Source organism: Dietzia sp. CQ4, from assembly GCF_014145125.1.
GTDB lineage: Bacteria > Actinomycetota > Actinomycetes > Mycobacteriales > Mycobacteriaceae > Dietzia > Dietzia natronolimnaea.
This window is the reverse complement of sequence record NZ_JAALDZ010000028.1, coordinates 1-26,195: the sequence shown is the minus strand read 5'-3', so window position 1 is coordinate 26,195 and position 26,195 is coordinate 1. Positions and strand designations below refer to the sequence as shown.

Sequence of the window (26,195 nt, the reverse complement as noted above, 5' to 3'; positions counted from 1 at the left end):
TACCAACTCGCCGGACCCGCGGTACCGACAAGCCCTATCTGCCAAGAGCTACGAAAAGGTCTGGGCGCAGCCGATTCAGATAACCGCACCAGACGCTCCGTTCTGAAGCCATACCACCATTACCTGTCCGTGAACCACCGAGGCCGTCCGTGGCCGGCGAGGACTGGATTAGGCAACTCCAGTGCAGATTGCGTCAGACGACTCGGGCGCACAAACAGAGCACGCTCCTGGTCCCTAAGACAGCCGTCCGAAACAATCCGAGCCCTTACTGCACCGCCAGTTCCTGCCTTGCACCTAGTTGGCGGCCGCGTACGCTTCCATTACGTCAGCGGGAATGCGTCCGCGGTCGGAGACGTCGTAACCGTTGTTGCGAGCCCATTCGCGAATTGCCTTGGTGTCACCAACTGAGTTCTTGGTCGTTGCTTTGCGCGCCGTCTTAGTCCTGCTACCGGTCACCCCGTGACCAGCCTCGATGTACGGAGCGACGGCTGCCCGGAACGCCTCTGCGTTCTCGTCGCCGAGGTCGATGGAGTATTCCTTGCCCTCGAAAGCGAACGATATGACATTCGCCTTTTCGCCTAGATCGGTCCCATCAATATCGTCGATGTACCGCACCTGAAACTGCTGTGCCATGAACTCCCCCACCTTGTTGCTTTCAATGCAGGGTGTCAGTATGCACTATCTAGTCGGGTAAGTACCGACCACTTCGTCAGCGAGTCCATCCCGCAAGCCCCCTGCTTATCTGAAAGCCCGCGGTTCCGCACGCCTCTATTTGCGACCCGGGCCTCCGAGTACCCCATCTACTACTGGTGATCAGGCCCCTGCCAGCAGCGCTCGCTGGATCTTCCCGTTGATCGACTGAGGCAGTCGCTCAACGTCCGTGCCCCCGCCCTGCAGAGGCGGGGGCACGGACGGCTTGAGAAGGTGTTACTCCGAGGTCATTGGGCCGTAGACTTCCTGACCTGCCGGGGTTGTGCGGTCGTCCTCGACTTCCCCTTGCAACGCGGCGCGGAGCCAGTTGCGATCAACATCGCTCTCTGTGGCGTCGTCGAGCACAGCGACCTGTTCGGAAACGTCGAGAGCGGAGAGATCTGGCGCCAAGTCCCCCGTGTATTCCTCGGTTACGAGACTGGATTCGGGCGACAATTGCTCTGTCGACGCGCGAGCTGCCGAAGAGGAACTCAGCGACCCTGATCCGCCACCGGTCAGGCTGACCTCCCACTGCCTCGTGCCGTAGTAGAGGGTTTGACCATTCACCTGTGGCCACGCGGACAGTAGCATCTGGGCCCGTCCGAGGCTGCTGTAAGGATGGATGGCCGGCGCGTAAAGGGCAGGCTGCTGGGCCGCGGTGACCTGAATCGCAGGCAGGGTCCATACCCCTTCGGGACGGGGTGAGGTCCGCGTGATCGCCCCGAGAACTCCATCGCAGTAGGAGAGAACAACGCGGCCGTTGATGACTTGGGCGGAAAGCTCCCCGATGGCATTGTTCGGAAGAGTCGGGGTCAGGATCGGGGTTGTGAATCCGCCTCGCCGCCATGCCCAGACTCCGCCACCGTCCCGGCCCCAAAACTCGTAGGTCGAGCGGTTCCACATGCTGCGCCAGTCCACGCGCATGAGGTGGATGCCGCCCCCGTTCCAGCGCCCCTCATTTGTTCCGTAGATGTAGACCCACGGTTCACCGGGGAACATCAGCATCGTGTTGTTCTGAAAGTGGCTCCACTCCCCGGTGTTGGGGAAGTCGAAGTTCTCACGATTGGCCTCGAGGTCCCGGGTGCGCCCCCAGTTCTCGGCGTGGGCATCCGTCGAGGTCCAGAGTCGGGAGTGGAACGTCGCCCAGCTTCCGCCGGCAGTGATCGGGTCCCACGAGCGGATGGCGAATGTGGTCATGATGTACCGGCCGTCCGGCAGGTGGATCAGATCGTTCGGAATGTTAGTGAAGCCGTCTGGGAGTTGACCGGCGGAGACGGTGCCACGATGCTGATAATTGATCATCTGCTTCGCGTGTGCGCCGCCGATAGCGTTGTCCCAGCGAATGCCGTTCTCGATGTCCGGGTTGGACTGCCGGAATCCGACCGGAGACCTCCAGTCGGCGCCACCAACTCGGTCAACAAAAGTGTCGCCGAAGATCGTGATCGTGTAGCCGTGGTTAGTGACTGCCGGGTAGCCGAGATCGGTCGCCGCGGCGCCCCATCGCCCGGTCTCGTTCGGCCCCGTCAACTCCTTGACCAGTCGTGCCATGGGCATCCTCCTGTGTCGAAACACTGCCGATCCAGCAGTGTAAGCAGTGCCAACTTGGCCTGCTGGTGGTCACCTTGCCACAGGGGTCCGACACTCTGCTCTCAAACGGAGGGGGCGGGTTTAGTCAGAAGCCGGGGATCATGCCGGGGTAGAGGAAGACGTTGGAACCAGGGGTGCTCGATCCGAGGTTGAGAATGGGCTGTAGCTTGCGGGGGTTGCCGAATTGGTCTGCCTGCCAGCAGTTGTCATAGGTGCGATATCCGGTGCACACGATCTTGGTCGCTTTGCCGAACGGCGAAATGATTCTCGGCAGACCTATGAACGGGTTGTAGAACTCGGGCTGCTCTGGGGTGAGGGCGAAGCTGGTTACATCGACGGGGCGGACCGGAGCACCCTCTCCGGGGTCGTTGGGCCATGCATCCTGCGCATTCGCCGTCCCCGCGGCGGCGAGCATAGACAACGAAGCAAATGAAGTGGCAAGAAGAACTGTGAGCGTGCGGCGCATTGCGTGTCCTTAGTGGAAGGGGCGGTACATCTAGACAATCGTCCCGAGAGTAGATTGTGTTAACACTGGTATCAAGTGCCTAGCTGCGGTCCCGAGCGAGCGTCCTGACACTCCACGGAGCGCACTAGGTTCGGTTCGGCCCCAGCCAACCAACCCGCCCCCTAGGGAGTGCGCCAGTGACTACTCGCGAGTACCGCGGCAACAGTCGCAGCTACAACGGCTGGCCGTTCATCACCGCCGCCGGAACCATCAGCGCCATTGTGCCCGGCACTGAGGACGTACGAATCGAGATCCGACGCGGCGAGGTCGCCACCGTTCTTAACGCATGGGCCGCACTCTGGCATCGCCGCGTCCGCCGGATTGACACCTACCGCCCTCGAGACTACTGGGGCTGGTCTGCCGAGAATGACCACCCGACGAGTTGCCATCTGTCCGGCACCGCGATCGACCTCAATGCGACCACCCTCCCGTTCCGCACCCGCTCAATGCCCGCCGACCAACGCGCCGCCGTCGACCAGCTCGTGCGAGAGTTCCTGGGTGTCGTCGCTTGGGGCGGACACTGGGCAAACCCGGTCGACGAGATGCACACCGAGATTGCCGTGCGCCCCGGCGACTCGCGACTGACCAATCTCGCTCGAGACCTGTCGAATGGATACCTCGGCGTCTACGGCAGTGGCTCCACCAACCCAGCGCCAACGAGGCCCGCACCAAAACGCCCGCCCGGACAACTCGGCCCCGGCGACTCTGGACCGCACGTGCGCACGTTCCAACAGTGGATGAACTCCACCTTCCCGGCCTACAGCCATATTGACACCACGCCCGGCGTCTACGACCCGCAGACCACAAGCGCCGTTGCTGAGTTCCAACGGCGCGCCGGCATCAGCCCCCAACTCGGCATCGTTGGCCCCGAGACACTAGCCGCACTCCGCCGACACGGATGGCGGGGATGATGATGCCAGGTCCTGCCTCGGCATCGTGTGAGTCTTGGCCCAGGACGGTGAAAGCGTCGTCATCCATCACGTCCGGAAAGCTCGCGGTACAGGATGAACTGCTTCCAGCGAGAAAGCTGCTCTACCCCCGGCACGAGGAACCCTTCTCACTTCGCTTGGCCCAGCGAGTGCACCGCCCACGCATAAACGGACACACTCAGGAGCCTTGTAGTAGCTCCTGAGCGTGTCTCGCGTTTGTTGACGGCGGCATTGAGGTGTTGGCGATTGGATGGACGCTGCCAGGCTGTCGACCTAGGAAATGTTGGCCACTCGTTCGGTCACTCTCGCGTGCTCCTACGGCGCCAGTAGGACTCCACCTGTGTCGTGGTGTAGCTCTTACGAAAGCGGCTGGGTTGGGGGCTGAGGCGCGCCGTCCAACGAACCAATGACATGGAGGACTGTCCCTAAGACCCATGAAACTGGGTTTGTGGGGCCTGGAGTGGGACACAAGGATCCCGCGAGGCAGATCCCCAAGCCCTCGACGCTGATCCCAAGTCCTTGGATCGACATCGTGCTCAGTTGGTCCACCGACCCGCAGGGCTCAAGCTCTTCACATACACGCGGTGCGAAAGATCCCTCCAGGCCTTGTGCATGTGAGACAGCCGGAGCCCCCGCCATGACAGTGCCTGCTGCAATGACGGCGATCCCTAGTCTTTGGATGATGTTCTGCATTTCTTCCTCTCCGTCGGTGAGTACCGGATATGTAGTCAATCGTGGCCAGCTCACAGTTTGTTTCGTTTACTGGCCGATCCTGCCTCGGGCGGGAAGATGAAGCGCGTTGGGTTTCTTCATTCCGCCGTTTGGGAAGTCACGTCAGGTTCTTCACCCTCCGCCGCAGCGCCTTCGTCCTGTTCAACCGCTGGTTGTTGTGCTTCATCGTCGGCTGTTGCCGTGTACGGCGGTTGATGGTTCGGACCCCGCTCGGGTACTACTGACGGGGTCGACTGCCGGCCGGACCTCTCGCTCAGCGGTTGGATCGATCCAGGGGCAGACACGGTGAACCAGCGCTTCTCCGGGAGGTATCGAGCTGAGAACAGATACGTTGCGCCGATGTCGAGTGGATCGGCCACCTGGGCTGGCTCGTCGTGGTGATCGACCGCGGTGGCGAACACGTTCACTATCGCGACTCGGGGAGCTTTGCCCTTGAAGTCCTGTTGAGTCTGCACCACATATTGCACTTCGGGGGTCCCGCCTAGGCGTTCAGACCCATTTTTGGAGATAACCGTTCCGCTGAACACGTTTGTGCTGCCGTCGTATACCTGGCCCTGGCTCAACCCAGCTTCAAGCGCAGCTCCGCCAGTTTGTGACGCCGGAACCTGAACCGGTTCTGCGGCTGGTCCACCATCAGACCCACATGCCGCGGTCACGGTGACCAAGAGCGCGGCAGAAACCGCACCTAAGACGCACTTCTGCTTAATCTGCATGCCTCTCTACCCCCAGATGCTCTTCAGTACAGCCACATCAAGTGGCTGAGGAGTTGAAATCCCGGTCTGTGGAGCCGCGGCCATGAGCTGTGTCGGGCAGCTGTGTGCGAGTTTGAGTGCATGCCCGACCTCGTGGGTGACGACGTAGTTCGGATCCACGTTGTGGCTCTGAATCTGGTTGTAAAACAGCTCGATCGTGCTGGACAGTGAACCGAATCCCCCGCTGGGCCCTGAGTAGTAGCCGTATGCGCCGAAAATGTCGCCACGGTTCGAGTCCACAATCCGTACAGGCTTAGCTCCGGGATCGATTGCGAGAGGTACGCGTTCAAGATGCACCTGACTCGGCACGGCGTTCCATGCGTCGATTGCCCAGGTCACAGAGTTGTCATACCGAGTGGTGTCGCTGATGATCTGAAGCGTCGGGACGCCTCCGATATTGACAACGTTTGATTGCCCGAAAACGAAGGTCCGATTGGTTCCCGCGCGGAGGAATCCTCCTTCGAATGCCTGTCCCTTTGCGCTGACTCCTGCTCCTTGCTCTCCGCAGTTCGACAAGGTGTCAGTCGTGGGAAATCCTAGTTGGCCAGCTTCCCAGCCTTGAGAGGCGTACTGGGAGAAAATTGGTGGCTCGATGACCTTAGGGCCAGTGAGTCCGGACCAGTAGATCCATCCGTTCTCAAATTCGTTGAATCGGCCAATCTGACCGTTCACCGATCCGAGCGCCGTGTTTAGCTCGCGAGTCCGCGGGTACCCTAGCGAGCCCGCTTCCTTCCCCCGAGAGTCCCATGTTTGGTAGATCTCTCCCCAGATCTGGTTCGCGTGGCCACCTGATCTGGTCGGGTGGTGATAGATGTAGCCGTGCTGCTCGAATGCTTGGAATGTGCCGCCGCCGGCGGCCGACTGCGCTGGCCCGGTGGCATTGCCGAAGTAGGCCTGGCCGTTGGGGTACCCGTTGTAGGTCGCCGCCGCGTTGTATTCCGTGAGCATCGGACCCTGGATGCAGTGCCCGTTGACCACCCCACCTGCGCACGATTGCGCGCTGGCTGCAGGTGCTCCGGCTAGGGTGCCTGTTGCCGCGATCGCTACTGACGCAACACCTGCGAATAGCGCCTTCGTGGGCTTGAGAAGGGTTCTGGATTTACCGATGGGTGTTCGTGCAGCCATAGCTTTCCGTTCCTCAGGGTCGCCTCAGGGTTACTGGGGTAAACATAGCTCAGTTCTACGTGCTGATCTGCCGAACGTTCACATTTTTCTCCCTGAGGCGTCTCTGCCTGGGTACTCGCTCGCATTTGGTGCGAAGTTCGGTGTCGTCAGAGATCCCGAGGCTCGGGAATCAGGGTCCCGCTGGCTCGATCGGGTATGAGCCAGCATGGTGCGTCGTGGCTGGTGTCGAGGTGGTAGCCGCGCAAGGTGGTCGCATCGCGGTAGGCATGTACGGCGGCGGTGAGGAAGTCGCAGAGCGAGTCAAACTCGTGCATGAGTGTGTCCTCTCCGCCGTAGTAGGACCAGACGGAGCCGCGGGTGTCTGCGGTGGAGACGTCGACGGCTAGCCCCCAGTGCCCGTTGGCGGTGATGGGAAACAGCCCGGTCACCCAGTAGCGGCGGGAGCTGGGTGAGCGCCCGATCCGGCCGGCGTTGGTGCGTTCTCGATCCGTGAGTGCGGCGCGGATCGTCGTGGCAGTGTCTCGGTTAATGGGGCCGGCTGCGGGAAACAGGTGAGTTCGTCCGGTCAGGGCGTGGTGATCCATCGCGGCGAAGTAAGCCTCGAGCTCGTCTGGGTACTTAGAGGGGGACGGTGTGGGAACCGGCCCAGTGGCGGGGTGTGAGTATCCTCTCGGGACCAGGCGCGCCAGTTCGGTGATGAGACCGGTGACGCGATCGGGTCGGCAGGGCGGGTTGACACGCTCAGCGAAGCGGGCGGGGTCGGTCCAGTACAGCTGTGCTCGTGCAAGTCGGTCGGGGTCGGTCTCGTCGTCGGGGATCGGGCTGCACACCATGCGGAACCAGGGTTTGACCTCGAACTGGGGCGTACCTGGCGGGTGGGTGCGAATGACGAAGCGGTAGGGCCGGGTGATGTTCTCCCATTCAGGTGGACATGCCAGCCTCTGTTCTCGCCGGCGCACGACCCACAGGGTGAGTGCCTCGGTGATCCCGAGTTCTCCGGGGTACAGGTCGGAGTGGTACCAGATGTGATCATCCTTGCCGTCCCCCACTACAGGAGTGGGGGTGTCGGTCCAGAGCACGTCCAGGCGGCAGCCGGCTATATCAATATGCCGGATTCGTTCACGGGTGGTGAGCGTGGGTACCCACTCTGGGATCCCAAGACAGATGGCCGCGAATGGGGGCACCTCCACCGAGTAGGGACGCAGGCCCTCAACGGGTGGGCCGATGATTTCGTAGGGAAACCGATCGGTCATGGCGCCTGGACCGAAACCCAGAAGAGGTCGTCCTCAAGGACACGGGATTTCACGTAGAACCAGCCGAGTTTCGCGCCGGCGCGACGATTCTCAGAGGACGGCAGCAGGCACACGCTGGTGATGTTGTTGGTGCCTGTCGGGTCAGTTACGAACCCCGTATCGCGGATACCGCACCAGGAATACGTCACCTTGTTCATGCCTGACTGAACGCGAGTGTGTTTCGTGGATGCGAAGGGGTACTCGTCGCAGTCCATTCCCGAGGGGCGGGGTCCAGTCACGCGCCCGCAGCTGTATTCGCGGTTCCAACGTATCTCTTGCTGGTTTGTTTCTCGGCGAAGCTGCCGTCCACCAACAAATCCGGGTAATCCAGCCGCCGCAGATGCGCGAAGATGTCTGAGCATGGATGGCCCGGAATCAAGCATGCTGATTACTGGAGTGGTTCCCATTACTCGGCAGCCTACTCTGGCGCGGGAATCTCCCAAGTTGTCACACCGAATTGTCGTCATCCCTAACGTGTGGTTCAGGGGGTAGGCGCCAGCTTTCCTGATCCCGAGATTGACGCTGAGATCCCGCCGCTCCTTTGAGCTTGGCGCTATGCCCACTGTGTGGCTCCAGGTGGCCTCCAGTTCGGCTCCCGGCTGAGCAAGGATTGTGCGGTTACTGCCTGAAGGCGTGCAGTCTCCACCGGTACACGCCACGGAAGCGTCCATGGTGGCTCCAGCGGCTTCGCCGGTCACTGCTGTCACGGTGAATGAGTATCGCGTCCAGTTGGTGAGTTGGTTCCAGGTTGGGAGCACATCGCGGTACTCGGTTCCGGAGATCGTACCGATCGTGCGCAGCACACCATTGCTATCGACCCGTTTTAGGTCGTAGGCCACGCTCTCGTATCTGCACGCAAATGCGGTTCCCCCCATCCATCGATTGGTGCACCAATTACGGTCCGGCGCTATAGCACTAGGTAATACCGGGTCAACCGCATTGGGCCGTGCCAGGTCCGGGGAGTCCGGCAAGGTGGACGTCGTAGAAGGGTCGCCAGCTTCCGACTCTTGATCGGTTGTGGCCTCCGGATCGGGAGTCTGCGTCTCCGCGGGCGCCGTAGTGGTAGTCGGGCCCGCTTGTGGTTGTTCGGCACTGTCGGGATCTGCCAGTGGAGGGGGAGCGGTACCCGGGTCAACGTCGCCTAGGCTGCGTCGTTCAAAGCACGTTGTCTCCGGTTCGTTGCCCGGGAGTGTCGTGCACCCTTGTATCTCATGATCGGTGACCGCCAATGGTGGTTCACTGGACCGAGCCCTTTGGTCAGGGGAGTGGATGACCTGAGGGTCGGCGTACACGCCGACTGAACTCGCATCCCCATCTGAATCGGTTGTCGTGTACGAGGGGTCTTCTTCCCATTCGCCGTCGTAGCCGTAGCGCTTCCACTCGATAGTGCCGTTCTGGAAGTTCTGGGCTTTACCCTCTGTGATGTCATATTCGTCAGAGGTGGGATAGCCATATGTGCCCCTTTCGTGGCCGTGGGCTGCCCAGGTTTCAAAAATCTGTCCCCCCACAATTCGGGCCCCCGTTGCTGGACTCCAGTAGATTGACCCGTTCTGGAAATAGTTGTACTTCCCCGTGCCATCTGGTGAGGTTCTTTCATCTGTTATGGGGTATCCCAACGTGCCGGATTCCCAGCCTGAATTGCCCCAGCGGTCCCGGATTAGTCCGCCCACTTGGTAGGCCATCGGTTCCGTGATGTCCCTGTTCCAATAGATCGAGCTTCCGCCAGCGAAGTATTGGTATCTTCCGCCACGAGCGTCGTTGCTTTCTGGAATCAGCGCGTTACCTAAACGTGGAAATCCACCGACCCGCTGGTACGCCTCGTAGATGCGGCCGCCGATCGGATACCCATGAGTCACCTGAGCTTGGGCGACAGGTGGTGCAGTAACGAGAGCGAGGATCACGCTGAGGGCGGCTGCAAGGGCCGACGTTACGTATCGGCCCGACTTTCCGGTGCTGTCTCTGGGCATCACGGGGGCCTCCTTGGCCAAGCGCACGACTACGGTCTGCCCTTCATCCAATGCGGGCGGACGAGGGTGGGACACAATTCACCGAAACCCCTTCCGTCCCACCAGTATCACCGCTGGTGAACGGGGATAACTTCCTAACTTCGCTGGCAGATTGTGACGCCATCGAGACATTCCGGTCGCAGGCCTGGCTTCGCCGGTTTCGTCCGACACCGCTTGTCGGTGAGTTCTGACACCACTCGGGCCGGATCCACGCCGGGGATGTAGGTCTGCGTCGACACCACTGCTCGGGCGTACGACCTCCGGTCAGCCCGTCTGCTTCTTGGTGGCCCGGGCCAGACGATAAGAGTCGGTGCCGGTCTCCAGGATGGTGCCACCGAAGGTAAGCCGGTCGACGATGGCCGCGCACAACCGGGGGTCGGTGAATGTCTTGGTCCAGCCGCCGAAGGACTCGTTGGACGCGATCGCGACCGAGGCCTTCTCCTCACGCTCGGTGAGGACCTGGAAGAGGAGTTCCGCACCGCGGCGGTCGAGCTGCATGTAGCCGAGCTCGTCGATGCACAGCAGGTCGACTCGGCCGTAGCGGGCGATGGTCTTGGCGAGGGTCATCTCGTCGGCTGCTTCGACGAGCTCGTTGGCGAGCTGGGTCGCCAGGGTGTATTTGACGCGGTAGCCGGCCATGGCAGCCTCGGTGCCAAGGGCAATCAGCAGGTGCGACTTCCCGGTGCCGGAGTCCCCGATCAGACACAGCGGCTGGCCCTTGTGGACCCATTCGCCCTTGGCAAGGGTGTGCACCACGGCGGGGTCGATATTTGAGTTGGCGTCGAAGTCGAATGCCGCCAGGGACTTCTCCCGTGGGAACTTGGCCGCCCTGATCCGCCGCTCGGACCGGCGGCGGGCGCGGTCGTCGCACTCGGCGAGGAGCAGTTCGGCGAGGAACCCGCGGTAGGACATCTGCTCACGCCCGGCCCGGTCGGCTTACTCGGTGAAGGAGCCGCGGATGGTGGGCATCCTCAGCAGCCGGCAAGCCTGGTCGATCGCGGCGTCAGCGGCTTCCTCGGTCATTCCACGGCGCTTGGTGGTCACTGTGCGGCTCCTTAGTTCGGGTTCTCGCGACGGTTGGGCAGCAGCTGGTCGTACTTGTCCACGCTCGGCAGTGGGCGAGTGTCGACTGGGAGGTGTGCGCGCAGCAGGCGCTCGGTCAGCGATCGCACGGCAGGGGCCTCGCCTTCGCCGTGCGCCTCTGAGCCGACATGGGCGGTTGGGTGGTCCACCGCCGCATCATCAGCCGTGTCCTCGTGCTTGCGTGCCTCCAACGCGACCGCGTCTGCGGTCAGCGCACCGGCACGTAGCGCGGTTGCGAGACCGGCGACGACCTGCTCGTGGGGAAGGTGGCGATGCAGCATCAGCACCTCGATCAGGGCCCGGGTGCCATCGGCGTCCCCGTGGGCCTTGCATGCCGCTGCCCACCAGGCGTCGTGCACCTGGGTGAACCTTCCCAATGCCCGTGCCTGCTCCAACGCTGTTGCTCCGGGGAGCGCGCCGGGTTTGCGGAGGAGGACCTCGAGGTAGTGGTCCAGGTCGACCCGAGTCGCGCCCTTGGTCATCAGCCGCTCGTGGCGGGCGATCTCGGTCTTGCCGTCGTAGATGATCAGGTCGCTGGCATTGAGAAGCACCCGGGCTTGGCGGCCGACCAGACGCGCGGGGACGGAGTACTTGTTCATCCTGACCGTAACCTGGGCGTACCGATCCACGCGCGGGGTAAACCACCGGCCGGTCTCGAACACCTCGACAGGTAGTGGCGCGAGCAGTGGCTTCTCGGCGACGAATTGCTCCCCGACCGTGCGGCCTCGGGACCCGATCCGACGAGTCTCGTCTGCCAGGTCCCACTCGTCGACCAAGCTGTTGAGCTCGGCGAGGGAGTCGACCTCGGGGATGGGGACGAGGTGGTTGCGGCGGAACCAACCGATCTGGCCCTCGACGCCGCCTTTCTCGTGAGCCCCCTGGATGCCGGGTTGGCAGTAGAACGCCTCGATGCCGTAGTGCGATCGGAACGCCGTCCAGCGGTCGGCCTCGACCCGCTGACGGCTGAACCCAATCACGCTCGCGACCGCCGCCTTGAGGTTGTCGTAACGGATCTTCCCGACCGGCACCCCGCCGAGGACGCGGAAAGCGTGGGCGTGGCCTTCGAAGAAGGCTTCCTGTCCCGCAGAGGCACTGATGCGTTGCACGGCCTTGCCGGAGTAGGAGAGTCGGAGGCTGAACAGCGCGCAAGTGACAAGCTCGCCCCGCAGCCGGATGGCCACATCACCGAAGTCGACCTCTGCCTCCCTGCCCGGGAGGTGTTCTTGTGGGATGAACGTGGCTGCGGGCTCTCGACCGGCCTCGATCCGGATCTCCCGGCGTCGGGTCGCGACGTACTCCCGCACCATCCCGTATGAGATCTCGTGGGCGTCGTGCTCGTCCAGAAGCCGATCGAAGATTCGCTTGGCGGTGTGACGCTGCTTGCGCGGAGCATCCAGATCGTCCCGCAGCCAGGAATCGATCACCCCGCGGTGTGGATCGATCCTCGATCCACGCTTCGGCTGTGGCTTGCGCGGCTCCGGCCACGCCGAGGCCTGCGCGGCAGCCACTGTCCGGTACCCCACGCCGTACTTGCGCTGCAGGGCGCGGTTGGACATCCCGGCGCGGACATCGCGCCGGATTGCGGAGTACAGGTCGACCCTGGACCTACCCGCCGGCACGGACACCCCCGTCTTGGGTCGGGCCGGAGGTCATCGGCCATTGCCGGAGGTTGGTGTGCCGAGGCGTTTTGCGATGCCGTCGAGAATCAGGCCGATACCACGCCGGTAGGCACCTTCGGGGTCGTTGGCTTTGCCGGTCTGTTCTCCGAGAGTGCGTGAGACGCGCGAGGCGGTCGGGAACCGGGTCTGGTCGCCGATTGCGGTGGTCAGGGCCGGTTCGATGTTCGACCACCAGTCGGTGTCGTGGTCCTCGCCCGGTAGCCTGGAGTCTTGGGCGGCAAGGGTGGCGCGGGCGGTTCCGTGCACCAACGAGAGCAGGGCGGTGAGGGTGTGCTCCATCTCGATGTCGGTGAGCCCGATTCCGTCCAGGGCGCGCAACTCGGTCTCGTACTTCGTTGAGGCCCCTGGTCCGGGGACTGGGCGTCCGGTAGCGAGGTCGGTGATCCAGGGATGGGCTTGGCAACTCGCCCAGTTCGCTTCGGCGATCGCGGTGACGCGTTCGCGCCAGTCCGCGCCCTCGGGGATCGTGACGGCCTCGTAGGCTGCGCCCGCAACGTGATCGAGCATGAGCTCGACGAGTTCGGCACGGCCACCGATATGCGGGTACAGGGCCATCGCGGTGACCCCTGCCGCCTCGGCCAGTCGCCGGATTGTCACGGCGTCCAGGCCTTCTCTGTCGGCGACGTCGACTGCCTGTGCGGTGACGCTTTGGGTGCTGATCCCGCTGCGTGGGCTCACCGGCGAGTCACGCCAGAGCAGTCCGATCAGCTTGAACTCGTCCACGCCTGTGCGCTTGGCCATCCTTGTCCTCCTTGAAATCTACTATGTATAGTACACCGTAGAAAGAGACGAGAGGAGCAGCATGGACGACGAGGCGAGCCCACCCGGTTCGATTCGGGTCGAGGCGGTGCACAAGACCTTCCCGAGGCGGGACAAGCCCGCGCTGGCCGGGGTCGATCTGCGAGTCGACTCCGGCCGGGTGTGCGCACTGCTGGGAGCCAACGGTGCCGGCAAGACGACCCTGGTGCGGATTCTGACGACGCTGACGGGCAAGGACTCCGGGACTGTGAGCGTAAATGGCTGGGACGTGGACCGCGATCCTGCACAAGTACGGGCATCGATCGGCGTCGTGGGGCAGTACGCCGCCCTGGACGAGGTGCTCTCGGCCAGAGAGAACCTGGAACTGTTCGCCCGGCTGAACGGGCTCTCACGTACCGCGGCCCGCTCGCGGGCAGTCACGCTCCTGGAGCAGGCGGGGCTGAGCGAGCACGGTGGGCAGAAGGTATCCGGGTTCTCCGGTGGCATGCGACGTCGCCTGGACCTCGTGACCTCGATGATCACCCGTCCCGCCGTGCTCCTCATCGACGAGCCGACGACCGGCCTCGATCCGATCGCCCGTCGCACGATCTGGAACGCGGTGCGCTCGTTGGTGGACGAGGGTACGACGGTCCTGTTGACCACGCAGTACCTGGAGGAGGCCGACAAACTGGCCGATGACGTCGTGATCCTACGCGAGGGTTCCGTAGTCGCCACCGGCACCCCATCGGACTTGAAAGCAATCGTGGGCAAGCCGCGGATGGAACTGCGCGAACCCACCCTCGAAGACGTCTACCTGCATCTGCATCAAGGAGGTGACGCAGCATGAGCGCCACCACGATCGAGCACCACGGTCCGGCTACGGGCCGCATTCTGCGCGAGGCCGTCATCCTGACCGGCCGCGCGATGCGGCACTGGCGGGCGCGACCGATCACGTTCAGCATCCAACTGCTCTTCCCCGTCTTGGTCATGCTGCTCATGGGCGGTCTGCTCGGTGGGGCGATCGCCGGCACCACCGGGGACTACATCGTGTTCGTCGTGCCGGGCATCCTCGCCTTCACCGTGCTCTCGGGCATCGAGACGACGATCACCGCTGTCACCGGAGACGCCGCCAAGACCGTCACCGACCGGTTTCGCACCCTGCCCATCTCCCGCGGTTCGGTGCTGCTGGGACGGGTCTTCGCTGACATGCTCACTGCCGCCGTGGAACTCGCGGTCGTCACCGCCGCAGGACTGCTGCTCGGCTGGCGCCCCGAAGGCGGCCTCGCCGACATCGTGCTCGCCTACGTCCTGCTGCTGTGGCTGCGGTTCGGCCTGCTATGGGCTGGGGTCTGGATCGGGTTGAAGGCCGGCACGCCAGAGGCGGCTACAACTGCGCAGCTCGCGATCTGGCCGGTGGCGTTCGTCTCAACCGTGTTCGTCGATCCACGCACGATGCCCTCCTGGCTCGGAGCGGCCGCCGAATGGAACCCCTTGTCCGCGACCGCATCGGCGGTGCGAGAACTGCTGTCGGGCACCGACCTCACCGGGGTTACCTTCGTCGCCGACCACGCCGTGCTCTTCGCCATCGGCTGGCCGCTCGCGCTGACCGTAGCGTTCATCCCCCTCGCCATTCGTGCCTACCGGAGACTGTCATGACGACGACGACCCACGACGTGATCCGCGTACGGGGAGCCCGTCAGAACTCACTCCAAGACATCGACGTCGACGTCCCCAAGCATCAGCTCGTGGTCGTCACCGGCGTATCCGGATCAGGTAAGTCCTCACTCGTGTTCGACACGATCGCGGCCGAATCAGCGCGCCAGCTCAACGAGACATTCTCGGCGTTCGCCCAGGGCAGGCTCCCCAGCTACGCCCACCCCGACGTCGACCTGCTGGAGAACCTCTCGGCCGTCATCGTGGTCGATCAGCAGCGACTCTCCGGCGGGCCCCGCTCCACGGTCGGGACCGTCAGCGACATCGGCGCACGTCTACGGCTGCTGTTCTCCCGCATGGGCGAGCCGGTCGCTGGCTACTCCAACGCCTATAGCTTCAACGACCCCGCCGGCATGTGCCCGAACTGTCAGGGGCTCGGCGTCGCGGCCTCGGTCGTGGAGTCCGAACTCGTTGACGACGACCGATCCCTCAACGGAGGAGCGATCACCTTCCCCAAGTTCAACCCGGGAACCTGGCTCTGGAAGGCCTATGCCAAGTCCGGATTCTTCGACCCGGACATGAAGATCCGTGACTACACCTCCGAACAACGCGAGCTGTTCCTCTATGCACCAGCCGGGGAGCACACTCCGCCGGCTGGGATGGATGCGGTCGGCACCGCCTACGAAGGCCTCGTCACTCGGTTCAACCGGATCTACCTGCAACGCGAGCCCGACTCCTTCAAAGGCGCCCAGCGCGAGGCGTTCGAGCGGATCGTCTCCCGTGGCCCCTGCCCCGAATGCCACGGCTCTCGACTCGCCGCGCCCGCCCGAGCCAGTCTGATCAATGGCAAGTCCATCGCCGACCTCAACGCGATGCAGATCAGCGACCTCGCTGAGCACGTCGCGAAGATCGACGGCGCCGCCGTGGCACCGCTGGTCGCGAACCTGCGCGTCCACCTGGAACGGATGATGACCCTCGGTCTTGGCTACCTCAGCCTCGACCGCACCACCTCCACCCTCTCCGGGGGCGAAGCCCAACGGATCAAGATGGTCCGTCATCTCGGCAGTGCACTGGCCGACATGCTCTACGTGTTCGACGAACCCACTGTGGGCCTGCATCCCCGCGACGTCACCGCGCTCGGACAGATGCTCCTTGCCCTGCGTGACCGCGGCAACACCGTGCTCGTCGTCGAGCACGACCCCGACATCATGGCGATCGCCGACCACATCATCGACCTTGGACCCGGTGCCGGAACCGCCGGCGGCCAGATCACCTACCAAGGCGACTACGAAGGCCTCACCCAGGCCGGCACCCCCACCGGGCACGGGCTCCGCGAGCACCGGCGCGCGACCCGGACACGGCGTGAGCCCGACGGCTGGATCAGCATCGACGACGCCACCACCAACAACCTCCAGCACGTCACCACCCGCATCCCGCGCGGCGTGATGACCGCCGTGACCGGAGTCGCCGGATCGGGCAAATCCAGCCTGATCCTCGGCAACCTCCCCGCCGTCGAACCCGACGCGATCGTCATCGACCAACGCCCCATCCGAGGATCGCGCCGCTCCAACCCCGCCACCTTCACCGGCCTGCTCAACCTGATCCGTGACGTGTTCGCCAAGAGCACTGGAGCACCTGCCGGGCTGTTCACCCCCAACTCCACCGGAGGGTGTGCGGCCTGTGAGGGCAATGGCGTCATCTACACCGACCTCGCCTTCATGGAAGGCGTCATCACCCGCTGCGAAGTCTGCGAAGGACGACGCTTCACCCCACAAGCCCAAGAACACCACGTCGCCGGCAAGAACATCGCCGACGTATTCGAGATGAGCGTCAACGACGCAATCGACTACTTCACCCAGCCCGCCATCGGGCGCATCCTGTCCCGGCTCCACGACGTCGGCCTCGACTACCTCACCCTCGGACAGACCCTCACCAGCCTCTCCGGCGGCGAACGTCAGCGACTCAAGCTCGCCACCGAACTCAGCACCCCCGGCCGCACGATCATCCTTGACGAGCCGACTACGGGACTGCACATCGCTGACATCTCCCGGCTCATCGGACTGCTCGACAGGCTTATCGATGCCGGATCGACGCTCGTTGTGATCGAGCACAACCTCGACATCATCGCCGCGGCCGACTGGATCATCGACATCGGCCCCGAGGCCGGACACGACGGCGGACAAGTCGTCTACGTAGGCACACCAGACCAGATGATCACGGACGGCAGGACCCACACGGCCGAACACCTACGAGCTCACGCGAAAATCTGACACCTTAAGGCCAGCCGCACTGCCTGGCTCCGGCCTGTCCTCACCACCGATCACCGACGTCCAAGACAGACGATCTGGAGCCGGTCCAAAGCGAGAGATCAAGCGGTGTCAACTCTGGCCGACACCCTCCCAAGCCATAGCCGGGTGGTGCTGGCTCTGGGCGACAAGCGGTGTTGGATGAGACCCTCGTAGCCACAGGCCACTCGCCGCGTGGCAACCTACTCAACGCATCGAAGCCCCGCTTTCGACGTCTCAGACGCTGAAAGCGGGGCCTCGTCGCCGGTGGTTCAGGCGCCGGCGCAGCCTCCCAGGAGTGCCAGACCAAGCGCGCAAGTGCTTTCGGTCGCGATTTTCCACTGCTCCCCGTGGCGAACCCAGACCATCGGGACGACGTTCGTACCTAGGGGGGTGGTGATCACCAACTGCCCGGTCGCGGTGTCTCCGACGCCGGCCACCCCAGCCAGGCTCCACTGAACGGCGCCCCCCAGGAGCGGCAGTCCGTCAGCCAAGGCGCGGCCGACAGGGATCATTGCTGCCCCGGACTCGAACGCCGCGGCGATCTGCTCGTCGCTGGCACCGGGAGTGAACGCGGAACGGAATGCGGCGTCCAACACGGCAGCCTGCACCGGCTCCTGCACTGGTTCGTGTGCCGGGGCCGGCGCCGGCGGCGCGGAGACGGGCGCACTCGCCGCCGACGGAGCCGGCTCAGGCGTGGGCTGCTGCGCATCTGCAGGCCGGGCAGGAGTGTCGTCGACGGGGGTGCCGGCAATGTCGCGGACTGCTTGACGCGACTGGCCGGGACCGCTCTCCGCGGCCGCAGGTCGCGTTCCGTCCACATTGGTCGGAGCGCCGTCTTCGTCGCCCCTCTCAACTGCGCCGACCAGGGCACCGCCCTGCCCGGCAGGGGCAGGCTCCCGCGGAGTAGTGGGCACCGTGGTGGTGGTCGGCGTGTCCATTGCAGCGACAACCTCAGGAGGCAACGGCATGGTGGTGGACTGCACGGCGGTGGTCCGGACGTAGCTCGAGGTGATCGGCGCGTACTGGTTGACGCCGGCCGCGGAGGCCCCGCGGGAGGGCGTGCTCGTCACTCTGGCGGGAGCGGCGCTGGTGGTCGGCGCGGCCGGCACGCCCGTGAGCAAGACCGGGGTCGTCGGCGCCGGTGCCGAGGTCTGCGGCGCTATCGAGCTTGATCGGTACGAGCTCGTGGCCGACTCTGTGGCCTCGGTAGTGGCGTGGGCCGCGGAGAGCGCCGGGTCGTCGGCACCGCGGTCTCCTGTCGCGATCACGTAGGTTGCTCCTGCCGCCACGAAGACGAGCACCGCGGCGCCAGCCACCAACGGCACCGAGAGTCGGCGCCTCGTGGAGGCTGGATCGGGCTTGAGCTCGGGGTTGTCGTTTTCGCTCATGGTGTCTCTCCCTTGTGGGCTGCCGCTGGAAGGAGGCGATTCTCCCGGAGGCCGCGTCGATCATCCTGGGGTGGTGATTGGAGGCCGCGCGTCGTCGCGGAGCCCTTGAAATCGCGGGGCGGCGAGGCGGTGAACCTCGACCTGATGTGGACGGTTGTGACAATACTTGTTGACCCAAGCAGTGATGGGGCCCCTCCTTCGTCGATGGCAGGAAATGCCTGTAGCGGGGTCACTTTCTGTTCCTCCTCGTACTCATGCCGCTGGTAGCCACACCACTGCGCGGCGAGATGGATGCATGACCGGGGGCCGAACGCCCAGCACAGCTCGAGCGCCAGTGCGCACGGCCGGCTTCTCCCCCAGCACCTCGATCGGGGTCGGGCGGCCAAGCGTGCCGTCCGGGTGCAGGTGAGCTGCAGCGAACGGGTCGATGTCGACCTCGTCGACCGTCCACGAGCGGACCTCGCCCTCGCCGCAGCCCCTCTTCTTGCCGATCGCCCGCACCCCGGCCAACACCTCGCGCAGCCGCGAGGGGTCTGCGACCGCATGCCACACCATGCGCCGGCACATCAGCACAGGCAGAGGCATCACTCGAGAACGGAGCCGGCCCTGACGATCCGGGATCGACGCTGGCAGGTTCGCCGCCAGCACTGCCAGCGTCTGCTGATCAGCCCTACCGGTCCAGTAGCGCACCTCGGGGTGGGGATCACGTCCGTCGGGGTAACCACAGGTACTGGCCCAGTACCAGTTGGGGGCACGCTCTACGCGGGCAAAAGGAAGGTCCAGATCCTCCGGTTCCCTGTCCGGGTCCAGGCCGACCGGCTCCTCGCCGGCCGCCAGCTGGGCGCCCTTGTGCTTAGCCCACAGCTCGGAGGCGACAATGCCGTCCAGGCCTGGCCCCCATCCACTGGTGGACCCCACCCCGGAGGCCAGCTCGGCGACGACTCGCACGGGCACCAGGTCAGGCATACATCACCCGGATCATCGCATCGGACGAGTCGGGATCCCTCACGGATGCGCCCCCGTGGTCGATCACGTACTGCGGGCCTGCCATCACCCCAGCCACTACCAGCGCCACGAATTCCGCGGTGCGGTCGAGGTCCTTGCCCGTCGACGCCCAGTCCTGCAGCTGCAGCTGTCCACGGTCGAACGGGGCCGTCAGTTCGGTGCCGATCTCGCACATTCTCCCCGCTATCGCCGTGATCGCCGCACGCGGGTCGTCGGGGTCGCTGCCAGGCGGGGCGTGCGTCGCGAACTGATCATCGGGCAGCTGGGCGAGCCCTCGAATGCCCGCAGAGGTGACCTGGTCCAGGCGCCAGCCCGAGAAGGTCTCGATCGATGTGGAGATCCGCTGAGGGGTCAGCAGGTGCGGGCACGCCGCCGCAGCGGCGTCCAGTTCGTTCTGGAAGTCGCCGGGATCAACGACCTCCACCGAGGTGGCCTCCTGGTGCGCCGCCTCGAAATCTGCAGCCGGGCCGGACTGGTGACATCCGGTCGCGGTGCAGGCCACGCCGACGGCGGCGATCGCCGTCAGGATTCTGGTCGTCATCCGATCCATTGCAATACCTCCATGACCTCGTCGCGGCGAGCCTCGGTGGCGGCGCGCCAGTTGGTGAGCTCGGGCCTGTCGCCCGTGATCAGGACCGGATCGCTCGCGGCGACGCGGATCTGTCCGAACCCGGTTCCAGAGCGGGCCCCTAGGTGGCCGCGGCGGGAGAACTCAGCCAGGACGGCAGTGAGGAAGGCGACCTCTCCTGGGCGGGCGTGCTCCAGGCGCACCCAGGTGCGTAGTTTCACGCCGGTGGCGAACGCCTCGACCTCGTATCTCATCAACGGGCCGTGCCCGTCGGGTTCCTCGTGGGAGAGCTCGCCACCGTCGGCGAAGTGGCTGTAGGACTCGAGACACACCTGCTTGAACACCGACGGCAGCTCGCCGGCATGCTCGAGGCCATCGAGCAGGTGCCGGGTCTCCTGGCACACCGGGCGGACTTTGCCCACGCGGACGGCGCCCCCGATAGTGCGCGCGCCCGCCGCGCAGCCGAATACGCCGATGTGCGGGACGAGATCGCGCAGGCGGGCCAGTCTCCGGCCGGAGATCCCCTCGACGTCTGTCTTGCTCAACGAGCCGCCGTTGCGCAAGGCGTGTGCGACCCGCAGTGGCAGCTGCCCCTCGTACTGCAGCACCTCCCGAAGCAGTTCCTCGCCCAGGCGCCTCAGCACCCCGCGCAGGGAGTTCCCAGAGACCACCGGCACCTCGGTTATCCGCCCGTCGGGCAGGAACACCTTCTCGCGGCGCAGCATCGTCGTCGTGCCGACGACCTCTTCCTTGTGCGCGATCGGTGACAGGGCCGTGATGTCCAGATCCCAGTGCATCGACACCGTCATAGGGTCTTTCCTCCGATTTCCTTCTGGCCGCGCACGGCCTCGCTGATCAGCCGGACCCGCAGCACGAGGGCGACTGCCTCTCGGCGTAGGACGTCCAGGACCGGCAGCGGGTCTTCCCTCAGTAGCGCCGCTAGTTCGCGGCGTACGCCGGCCGCCGACGGGGTCGCATTAAGTTCGCGGGAGATCTCCGCCCACCACCAGTCGAGCGTGTCGACCCGGTAGGTCGCCTTGTGCACCCTGCTGGGCAGGGTGTGGTCCCAGTACGTGGCCAGGTGCTTGCCGACCCAGCCGGAGTAGTCGATCGAGTAGTGCAGGATCAGCAACAGGCCCTCTGCCGTGGCCTGCGGCCCGGTCACAGCCGGCAGCCAGGGGGCGGCCTCACGCCAGCGCTGCACCGGGGTCTTGTTCTCCTCACTCACGGTCAGCGCCGCCTGGTGCTCGAGCTCGTCGAGGCGCGGACCGCGATCTGCCAGTGCGGGCAGTTGCGCCACCGACGCACCCGCTCGAGCGCCTCGAGGACGTCGGACATCTCGTGGGTGGGGATCCGTCGCAGGATCCCGATGTCGGGGCTACCGTCCTGGATCATTGCCACGCTGAAATCGCGGGCTCGCAGCCACGCCATCTCCGCCCGCAGGACGACCTCAGCCCCGCCCCACCGCACTGCGACATCGTCGACGACCACGTGCCCCCATCGGGCGGTCGGCAGGAGATGCTTGCGCCCGGGGCGCAGCGGCAGCACCACCGCGGTCCTGTCATCGAGCGGCCGGGACAACAACGTGGCCAACCCGGCGCTGTCGAGCTCGCGGACCTGACCGTCCTCGATCGCCAACGTCGTCGACCGCAGCCCTACCTCACTCAAGCCCCAGGCGCACACCTGGCACAGATCCCCTCCCGGGCTCATCCAGTCATCGAAGGCCGTGTACTTGCGAGAGACCACCTGCCGGCACGCAACCGTGGCACACGCTCGGCGTCCGCATCGACCACAGAACCGGTCACCGGACTCCGGCTGGCCATGAATACGCAGGTAAGCCGCTTCCATCGGGGTCTGAGCGCTCAGAATGGTGGTCATGGCTGTCACCGTATGGGCGCACCCGGACAGCGCGAACCGACCGCTGTCCGCCTCGCATGCTGTGCTCCCGAACATGACCAGCACACCGAACATCGACTATTCCGATTCCCGACCGTTGTGGGTGTCCGTCTTCCTGGACACCCTGGTGCTTTCCGACGGGCGGGTCCTGTCCGACGGGGTCTACGGCCCAGAACACCTTCAGCACGTGCTCGCCGATCACCGACTACAGGCTCTCGACGACGTCGACGCGCTACTGAACGGCGATGTCGACGCCCTGGCCGTCAGACCTATCCAAGGCTCCCGATGAACGATCCTCTCGACCTCGACCTCCTCCGGGCCCTGCAGCACCGCCGCGACAGCGAAGCCCAGCTGCTCGATCGCATCGAACAGCACCTCGAGCGCTACGACGGCTACCTCCCGTTCTCTGGAGGAAAGGACTCCCTGGCCGTGCTCCATCTCGCGCTCCAGGTGGACCCGAACGTGCCCGTCGCCTTCTTCAACTCCGGCACAGAGTTCCCCCAGACACTGGACTATCTCGAGCATCTGTCCGGGCTCTGGGACCTGAACCTGACCGTCTACAACGCCCGCATCCCCCTGCTCAACTACCTCGACGCCACCGGGGCCTGGGCCTATGACCGCGAGATCGTCACCACCGGCTTCACCCTCCGGGACAATCTCATCGAGGAACCCGCCTCCAGGGCACACCACGACCACGGGCCTGGCGAACTGTGGGGCGTCAGAGCCGCAGAATCCCACTCCCGCACCATGGCCTACCGCAACGCCCGCGCCGCCGGCGACGCCCCAGGCCAGATCCGCCGAGACGACGGCACCGTCGCCTACTGCCCCATCTGGGACTGGAGCACCGACCAAGTGTGGGCCTACATCCACACCCACCACTTACCCATCAACCCCGTCTACGACATCCTCCGCCGCCTCGGCGCCCCTGAGCACCACCAACGAGTCGGCCCCATGATCGACGGAGACCACCTCACCTCCGGGCGAGCCACCTGGCTCAAACTCGGCTGGCCCGCCGAGTTCGAGCACCTGGCCACCGTCCTCCCCCGCCTGCGGGAGTTCACCTGACCACACTGTCCCGCCCCACCAGCTACCGTGGACCCACTACGAACGCACAGAAAGAGCCGGAGCCATCCCAACAGGGACAGCTCCGGCTCTCCTCTTGCTCGAGATAACCGCCACTTCGCCGATGGAGCCGCATTCACAGTGAGCTATCTGCTGGACGGCACCCAAAGACCTCTCTGTACCCCACGACTTCCGCGAGCCTGACCCGAAGTTCAAACTTCGGGGTCGCATGAGCTGGGACAATCGGAGAATGAAGTACTTCGCTCTGTCTCGTGAAGCCTTGCTCGGGCGTGCGGTTGAGGTGCTCGCCCCGCTGGGGTGGGCGTCGTATGGGCTGTGGCATCAGCGCGGCACGCAGCAGATCGTGCAGCTCGCTCGCCGCGGTGCCGACCCCCGCGAGATCGACGCACTGGTGACCGAACAGTGGCACACCGAGAGCGAGGTGTTCCTCCGCAACGTCGCGGTGCCACTTCGTCGGTACGGCAAAGGCATCGACTACCAGTTCCAGCGGCTGCAGTTCCAGCGCGGGAACCTCATCGATCAGGCCGTGAAATGTCACATGGCTGGCAACTATGCGGCCGCGACGCTCCTCACGCTTGCACAGATCGACGGGCTCACACGAGACATCACAGGTGCCACGTTCTTCTCCAATTCCACGAACGATCCCTACCTCGATGACTCAACGCTGGCCGGCATCGCTGCCAACCTGCCAATTGTGCGAGAACCATTCAAAGAGCAGGTCAATTCGACCGGGTTCTACGGCAAACTCTCGCGGCACGGCGCCGCACATGGCCGGGACCTGTCATTCGGCACGAAAGTCACCTCAACGAAGACCCTCGTGCTGATGGGCGCACTGGTGGAATACCTAGAGGAACGCGCTGCAAAGGTCGCCCGAGCGTACCGGAGACAGCGGGAGCTCGAAGCACGGCAGCAGACAGGTACAGACAGCGGTGGCAGGCTGAACGACGACCGCCACCTCGACCAACTCTATTTCCTCGCCAATGACCTCGACAGCCATATTCACTCCCAAGCGATACTGCCCTTCGCACGGCCCGAACACTGGCCTGAGAAGGCCCACGAGTTGATCGAGCAGCGGATGCTCAGCCGGCGCGCATTCACCTGGGGCGGCGCAGAAGCAACTTCCTACTGGTGGTCCTACCGCACGCCCGCAGGCCACCACCTGGGTGCCGCAGCACGACGGTACGGCTCCGGACTGCCTATCGACTGGCGACAATGGCGATGGGATGACACCGACCCTCCCGCCGGAGCCCCATGGAACCACGACGGGTGGGCTGAGTACGACGAGAACACCGCCCCACCGAACTGGACCCTCGACCCGTTCCCAACAATCTGACGCCAGAGGCTGGGAGTAGCTTCCCGCGCAAGCGAAGCTACTCGGTTTGTCACAGCAAGGAGAAGAACCTGCGCAACACTTGTCGCATTTGACGATCAGCTCTTGCGGCATCAGCTCGCAAGGTAGGTCTCGATCCTTGTAGAATTAGGCAGGGTAAGCTGTCAGAGTTGAACAATGTCCAACGTTGATGTCGCAAAGCTGAAGAGGCTACGCGCCGCGGTTTCCAGTCTCATTGACCGCGTTCCGGAGAAATCTGCCCACGGTTTACCTCCCTCGTACAACTCGCTTCGAGACCAGATAGCGGCCGCAGTCCCTCAAGGACTTCAGGAAGAGCTAGAGCAGCTTGCGCCTCCAATCGTGAGCACCGCCAGCGGTCCCCACGCAGTCATCGAAAGAGGTCAAGACGGTGCGCAGGCATATGCGCGATTGGCAGCATTAAAGGGGTGGCTGGACGCCGTCATCGATTCCGAATAGGAGCAAATAGTGGGCACCGTCGAACTTACACGACCTGCAAAAGAGATGCGAGCATCTATTTCGCAGGCACGATTGGCCGGGGAGGAGATCCTGCGCTCCGCTCCATCAAACGAGAATCAGGTAAGCGAGTTTCGCGACAGATACTTGTCATGGGAGGGCAGGACCGCGGCAATACTTGAGAACGGATTCAGGGTTTCGGGCTTCCTCACCACCAGCCCAAAAGATGAGTTTACCGGTACCGCCGTTTCGCTTCTCGACCTGAAAATCGCGTCGACGACAATCCCCTGGACGCGCTTGCCCGAAGTTATCGCCGACATCAGTGAGAAACTCCGGGTCCTTAGCGCAGTCGAAGATCGTCTCGACGTCTACGCCCTAGGGTCGTCGAACCCCACACCAGAGGATCTCCCTGTCGATGCGCCAATTTTCCTGGTACACGGCCATGACATCCAGCGACGCGAAACTGTCCGCCGTTTCCTGGATACCGTGACGGATCGCGACATCGTAGTATTGGCTGATCAAGCGAACCGAGGGCAGGACATCCTCGGCAAGCTACTCTCTCACGCGCAACGTGCAGTCTTCGCCGTAGTCCTTCTTACTCCAGACGACGAGGGGCGGAACCACGGTTCGGGAACGACAAGCCCCCGTGCCCGGCAGAATGTCGTGTTTGAGCTCGGGTTGTTTATCGGACTTCTAGGTCGCGACAAAGTGGCGGCACTCAACGAACCTTCTATCGAGTTGCCGACGGATTTTTCGGGAGTTGCCTACATCAAGGTAGATGGCGAATCGTGGCAGTTTGAGTTGGCACGCGAACTTAAAGCCGCCGGAATCAATGTGTCGCTCGATAACGCACTCTGATTGTGTGCTCGCGATTTCCGTTCAGCCTCGTTGACCCACCGGTCACCCTTTTTAATGTGAATGTCTCCCTTGCCCGTTTCAAACCCTCGATCGCTGTCGCTGCCCTAAGCTGGTCGAATGGGAGAGTTACGGCACCTGGGGGTGCGCGGTCGTGAGACCTGGATCGTCGATGACCTGTTGCGTGAGCGGGTCGGTCAGACGCTGAGAGAGCTGCGTCGCGAGCGCGGGTTAACTCTGGAGCAGCTTGCGCGCAACGCCGGGGTGTCCCGGTCTCACCTGTCAGACATCGAACGCGGAAACAAGGAAGCCTCGTCCGAGGTAATCCGATCTGTCCACCAGACGCTGGGGTTGACCATCGACCAACTGTTGGATCGGGCTCGCCAGCCCGGAACGGGCGCTACGAAGTTGTGCGCTCTCGCAGCGTGAGGTGTTACGCGCCGATCAGCTCGGACCACCGCTCGACCAGGCCGTCGACCAGTCCGTAGTCAACGTGTTTGGGACGCCTTTCGGAAAGCGCGGTTCTGATGATCGGGT

At 64.1% G+C, this 26,195-nt stretch carries 24 protein-coding genes and 2 pseudogenes; 9 read left to right on the top strand and 17 right to left on the bottom strand.

Annotated elements, in window-relative coordinates; translation table 11 throughout:
* Window positions 1-294: 294 nt before the first annotated feature.
* The 3 genes from G6031_RS02045 to G6031_RS02035 form a co-directional block, all read right to left on the bottom strand.
* The gene (locus tag G6031_RS02045; protein ID WP_182652276.1) at window positions 295-633 is read right to left on the bottom strand and encodes an Lsr2 family protein; all 339 of its coding nucleotides are present in this window, start codon (window positions 631-633) and stop codon (window positions 295-297) included.
* A 294-nt stretch (window positions 634-927) separates the two neighbouring features.
* Window positions 928-2,238, bottom strand: a complete 1,311-nt coding sequence (locus tag G6031_RS02040; RefSeq protein WP_182652275.1) for a DUF4185 domain-containing protein — start codon at window positions 2,236-2,238, stop codon at window positions 928-930.
* Window positions 2,239-2,362: 124 nt separating this feature from the next.
* On the bottom strand, window positions 2,363-2,743 hold the full coding sequence (locus tag G6031_RS02035; RefSeq protein WP_182652274.1) for a hypothetical protein: 381 nt from the start codon (window positions 2,741-2,743) through the stop codon (window positions 2,363-2,365).
* Window positions 2,744-2,919: 176 nt separating this feature from the next.
* On the opposite strand from G6031_RS02035, the gene G6031_RS19145 reads away from it, so the two are divergent.
* Entirely contained in the window at window positions 2,920-3,693 is a 774-nt protein-coding gene (locus tag G6031_RS19145) for a M15 family metallopeptidase (protein WP_182652273.1), read from the top strand.
* Between the two features lie 827 nt (window positions 3,694-4,520).
* On the opposite strand, the gene G6031_RS02025 is transcribed toward G6031_RS19145, so the two are convergent.
* From G6031_RS02025 to G6031_RS01995, 8 genes and pseudogenes are all read right to left on the bottom strand, one after another.
* Window positions 4,521-5,156: a hypothetical protein gene (locus G6031_RS02025; protein WP_182652272.1), complete on the bottom strand. Its 636-nt coding sequence runs from the start codon at window positions 5,154-5,156 to the stop codon at window positions 4,521-4,523.
* Between the two features lie 6 nt (window positions 5,157-5,162).
* Window positions 5,163-6,143, bottom strand: a complete 981-nt coding sequence (locus G6031_RS02020; RefSeq protein ID WP_182652271.1) for a M57 family metalloprotease — start codon at window positions 6,141-6,143, stop codon at window positions 5,163-5,165.
* A 323-nt stretch (window positions 6,144-6,466) separates the two neighbouring features.
* Entirely contained in the window at window positions 6,467-7,573 is a 1,107-nt protein-coding gene (locus tag G6031_RS02015) for a hypothetical protein (RefSeq protein WP_182652270.1), read from the bottom strand.
* Complete coding sequence (locus tag G6031_RS18750) at window positions 7,570-7,770, bottom strand: hypothetical protein (protein WP_241737143.1); 201 nt, start codon at window positions 7,768-7,770, stop codon at window positions 7,570-7,572. Before G6031_RS18750 ends, G6031_RS02015 begins: the two co-directional genes overlap by 4 nt.
* A gap of 1,227 nt (window positions 7,771-8,997) precedes the next feature.
* Window positions 8,998-9,579, bottom strand: a pseudogene (locus G6031_RS18745) (hypothetical protein); the annotation flags it as partial.
* A gap of 303 nt (window positions 9,580-9,882) precedes the next feature.
* Window positions 9,883-10,641 (bottom strand): annotated as a pseudogene (gene istB, locus G6031_RS02005) (IS21-like element helper ATPase IstB).
* A gap of 32 nt (window positions 10,642-10,673) precedes the next feature.
* Window positions 10,674-12,320 carry an IS21 family transposase gene (gene istA / locus G6031_RS02000; RefSeq protein ID WP_182652268.1) on the bottom strand — a complete coding sequence of 549 codons (1,647 nt, stop codon included), beginning with the start codon at window positions 12,318-12,320 and terminating at the stop codon, window positions 10,674-10,676.
* Between the two features lie 30 nt (window positions 12,321-12,350).
* Complete coding sequence (locus G6031_RS01995) at window positions 12,351-13,121, bottom strand: TetR/AcrR family transcriptional regulator C-terminal domain-containing protein (RefSeq protein ID WP_182652267.1); 771 nt, start codon at window positions 13,119-13,121, stop codon at window positions 12,351-12,353.
* A gap of 61 nt (window positions 13,122-13,182) precedes the next feature.
* Here G6031_RS01995 and G6031_RS01990 point away from each other — a divergent pair, with 61 nt between their 5' ends.
* Genes G6031_RS01990 through G6031_RS01980 form a run of 3 tightly spaced genes read left to right on the top strand, consistent with a single transcriptional unit; the run spans window position 13,183 to window position 17,041 of the window.
* Complete coding sequence (locus tag G6031_RS01990) at window positions 13,183-13,965, top strand: ATP-binding cassette domain-containing protein (RefSeq protein ID WP_182652266.1); 783 nt, start codon at window positions 13,183-13,185, stop codon at window positions 13,963-13,965.
* Window positions 13,962-14,774, top strand: a complete 813-nt coding sequence (locus G6031_RS01985; RefSeq protein ID WP_182652265.1) for an ABC transporter permease — start codon at window positions 13,962-13,964, stop codon at window positions 14,772-14,774. Before G6031_RS01990 ends, G6031_RS01985 begins: the two co-directional genes overlap by 4 nt.
* Window positions 14,771-17,041, top strand: a complete 2,271-nt coding sequence (locus G6031_RS01980) for an excinuclease ABC subunit UvrA (protein ID WP_182652264.1) — start codon at window positions 14,771-14,773, stop codon at window positions 17,039-17,041. The genes G6031_RS01985 and G6031_RS01980 overlap by 4 nt, the downstream gene beginning before the upstream one ends.
* Before the next feature lie 287 nt (window positions 17,042-17,328).
* Here the strand turns inward: G6031_RS01980 and G6031_RS01975 are convergent, their stop codons facing one another.
* The 6 genes from G6031_RS01975 to G6031_RS01950 all read right to left on the bottom strand — a co-directional run bounded on the left by G6031_RS01975 (window position 17,329) and on the right by G6031_RS01950 (window position 21,688).
* On the bottom strand, window positions 17,329-18,447 hold the full coding sequence (locus G6031_RS01975; RefSeq protein WP_182652263.1) for a hypothetical protein: 1,119 nt from the start codon (window positions 18,445-18,447) through the stop codon (window positions 17,329-17,331).
* A gap of 252 nt (window positions 18,448-18,699) precedes the next feature.
* Entirely contained in the window at window positions 18,700-19,401 is a 702-nt protein-coding gene (locus tag G6031_RS01970) for a hypothetical protein (protein WP_347238425.1), read from the bottom strand.
* A gap of 4 nt (window positions 19,402-19,405) precedes the next feature.
* A complete protein-coding gene (locus tag G6031_RS01965) occupies window positions 19,406-19,993 on the bottom strand; it encodes a hypothetical protein (protein ID WP_182652262.1) in 588 nt (195 codons plus the stop codon).
* Complete coding sequence (locus G6031_RS01960) at window positions 19,990-20,829, bottom strand: RAMP superfamily CRISPR-associated protein (RefSeq protein ID WP_182652261.1); 840 nt, start codon at window positions 20,827-20,829, stop codon at window positions 19,990-19,992. Before G6031_RS01960 ends, G6031_RS01965 begins: the two co-directional genes overlap by 4 nt.
* Window positions 20,826-21,320: a hypothetical protein gene (locus G6031_RS01955; protein WP_347238424.1), complete on the bottom strand. Its 495-nt coding sequence runs from the start codon at window positions 21,318-21,320 to the stop codon at window positions 20,826-20,828. The genes G6031_RS01960 and G6031_RS01955 overlap by 4 nt, the downstream gene beginning before the upstream one ends.
* The gene (locus tag G6031_RS01950; protein WP_182652260.1) at window positions 21,251-21,688 is read right to left on the bottom strand and encodes a hypothetical protein; all 438 of its coding nucleotides are present in this window, start codon (window positions 21,686-21,688) and stop codon (window positions 21,251-21,253) included. Before G6031_RS01950 ends, G6031_RS01955 begins: the two co-directional genes overlap by 70 nt.
* A 208-nt stretch (window positions 21,689-21,896) precedes the next feature.
* Here G6031_RS01950 and G6031_RS01945 point away from each other — a divergent pair, with 208 nt between their 5' ends.
* The 5 genes from G6031_RS01945 (at window position 21,897) to G6031_RS01920 (ending at window position 25,661) form a co-directional block, all read left to right on the top strand.
* Window positions 21,897-22,205, top strand: coding sequence for a hypothetical protein (locus G6031_RS01945; protein ID WP_182652259.1), 309 nt, complete (start codon window positions 21,897-21,899; stop codon window positions 22,203-22,205).
* Window positions 22,202-22,981 carry a phosphoadenosine phosphosulfate reductase family protein gene (locus G6031_RS01940; protein ID WP_182652258.1) on the top strand — a complete coding sequence of 260 codons (780 nt, stop codon included), beginning with the start codon at window positions 22,202-22,204 and terminating at the stop codon, window positions 22,979-22,981. Before G6031_RS01945 ends, G6031_RS01940 begins: the two co-directional genes overlap by 4 nt.
* A gap of 247 nt (window positions 22,982-23,228) precedes the next feature.
* Entirely contained in the window at window positions 23,229-24,332 is a 1,104-nt protein-coding gene (locus G6031_RS18740) for a hypothetical protein (protein WP_241737138.1), read from the top strand.
* 174 nt (window positions 24,333-24,506) lie between these two features.
* Window positions 24,507-24,806, top strand: a complete 300-nt coding sequence (locus G6031_RS01925; RefSeq protein ID WP_182652257.1) for a hypothetical protein — start codon at window positions 24,507-24,509, stop codon at window positions 24,804-24,806.
* Between the two features lie 9 nt (window positions 24,807-24,815).
* Window positions 24,816-25,661 (top strand): nucleotide-binding protein, encoded by an 846-nt coding sequence (locus tag G6031_RS01920; RefSeq protein ID WP_206682126.1) that lies wholly within the window; start codon window positions 24,816-24,818, stop codon window positions 25,659-25,661.
* The last annotated feature ends 534 nt before the right edge of the window (window positions 25,662-26,195 follow it).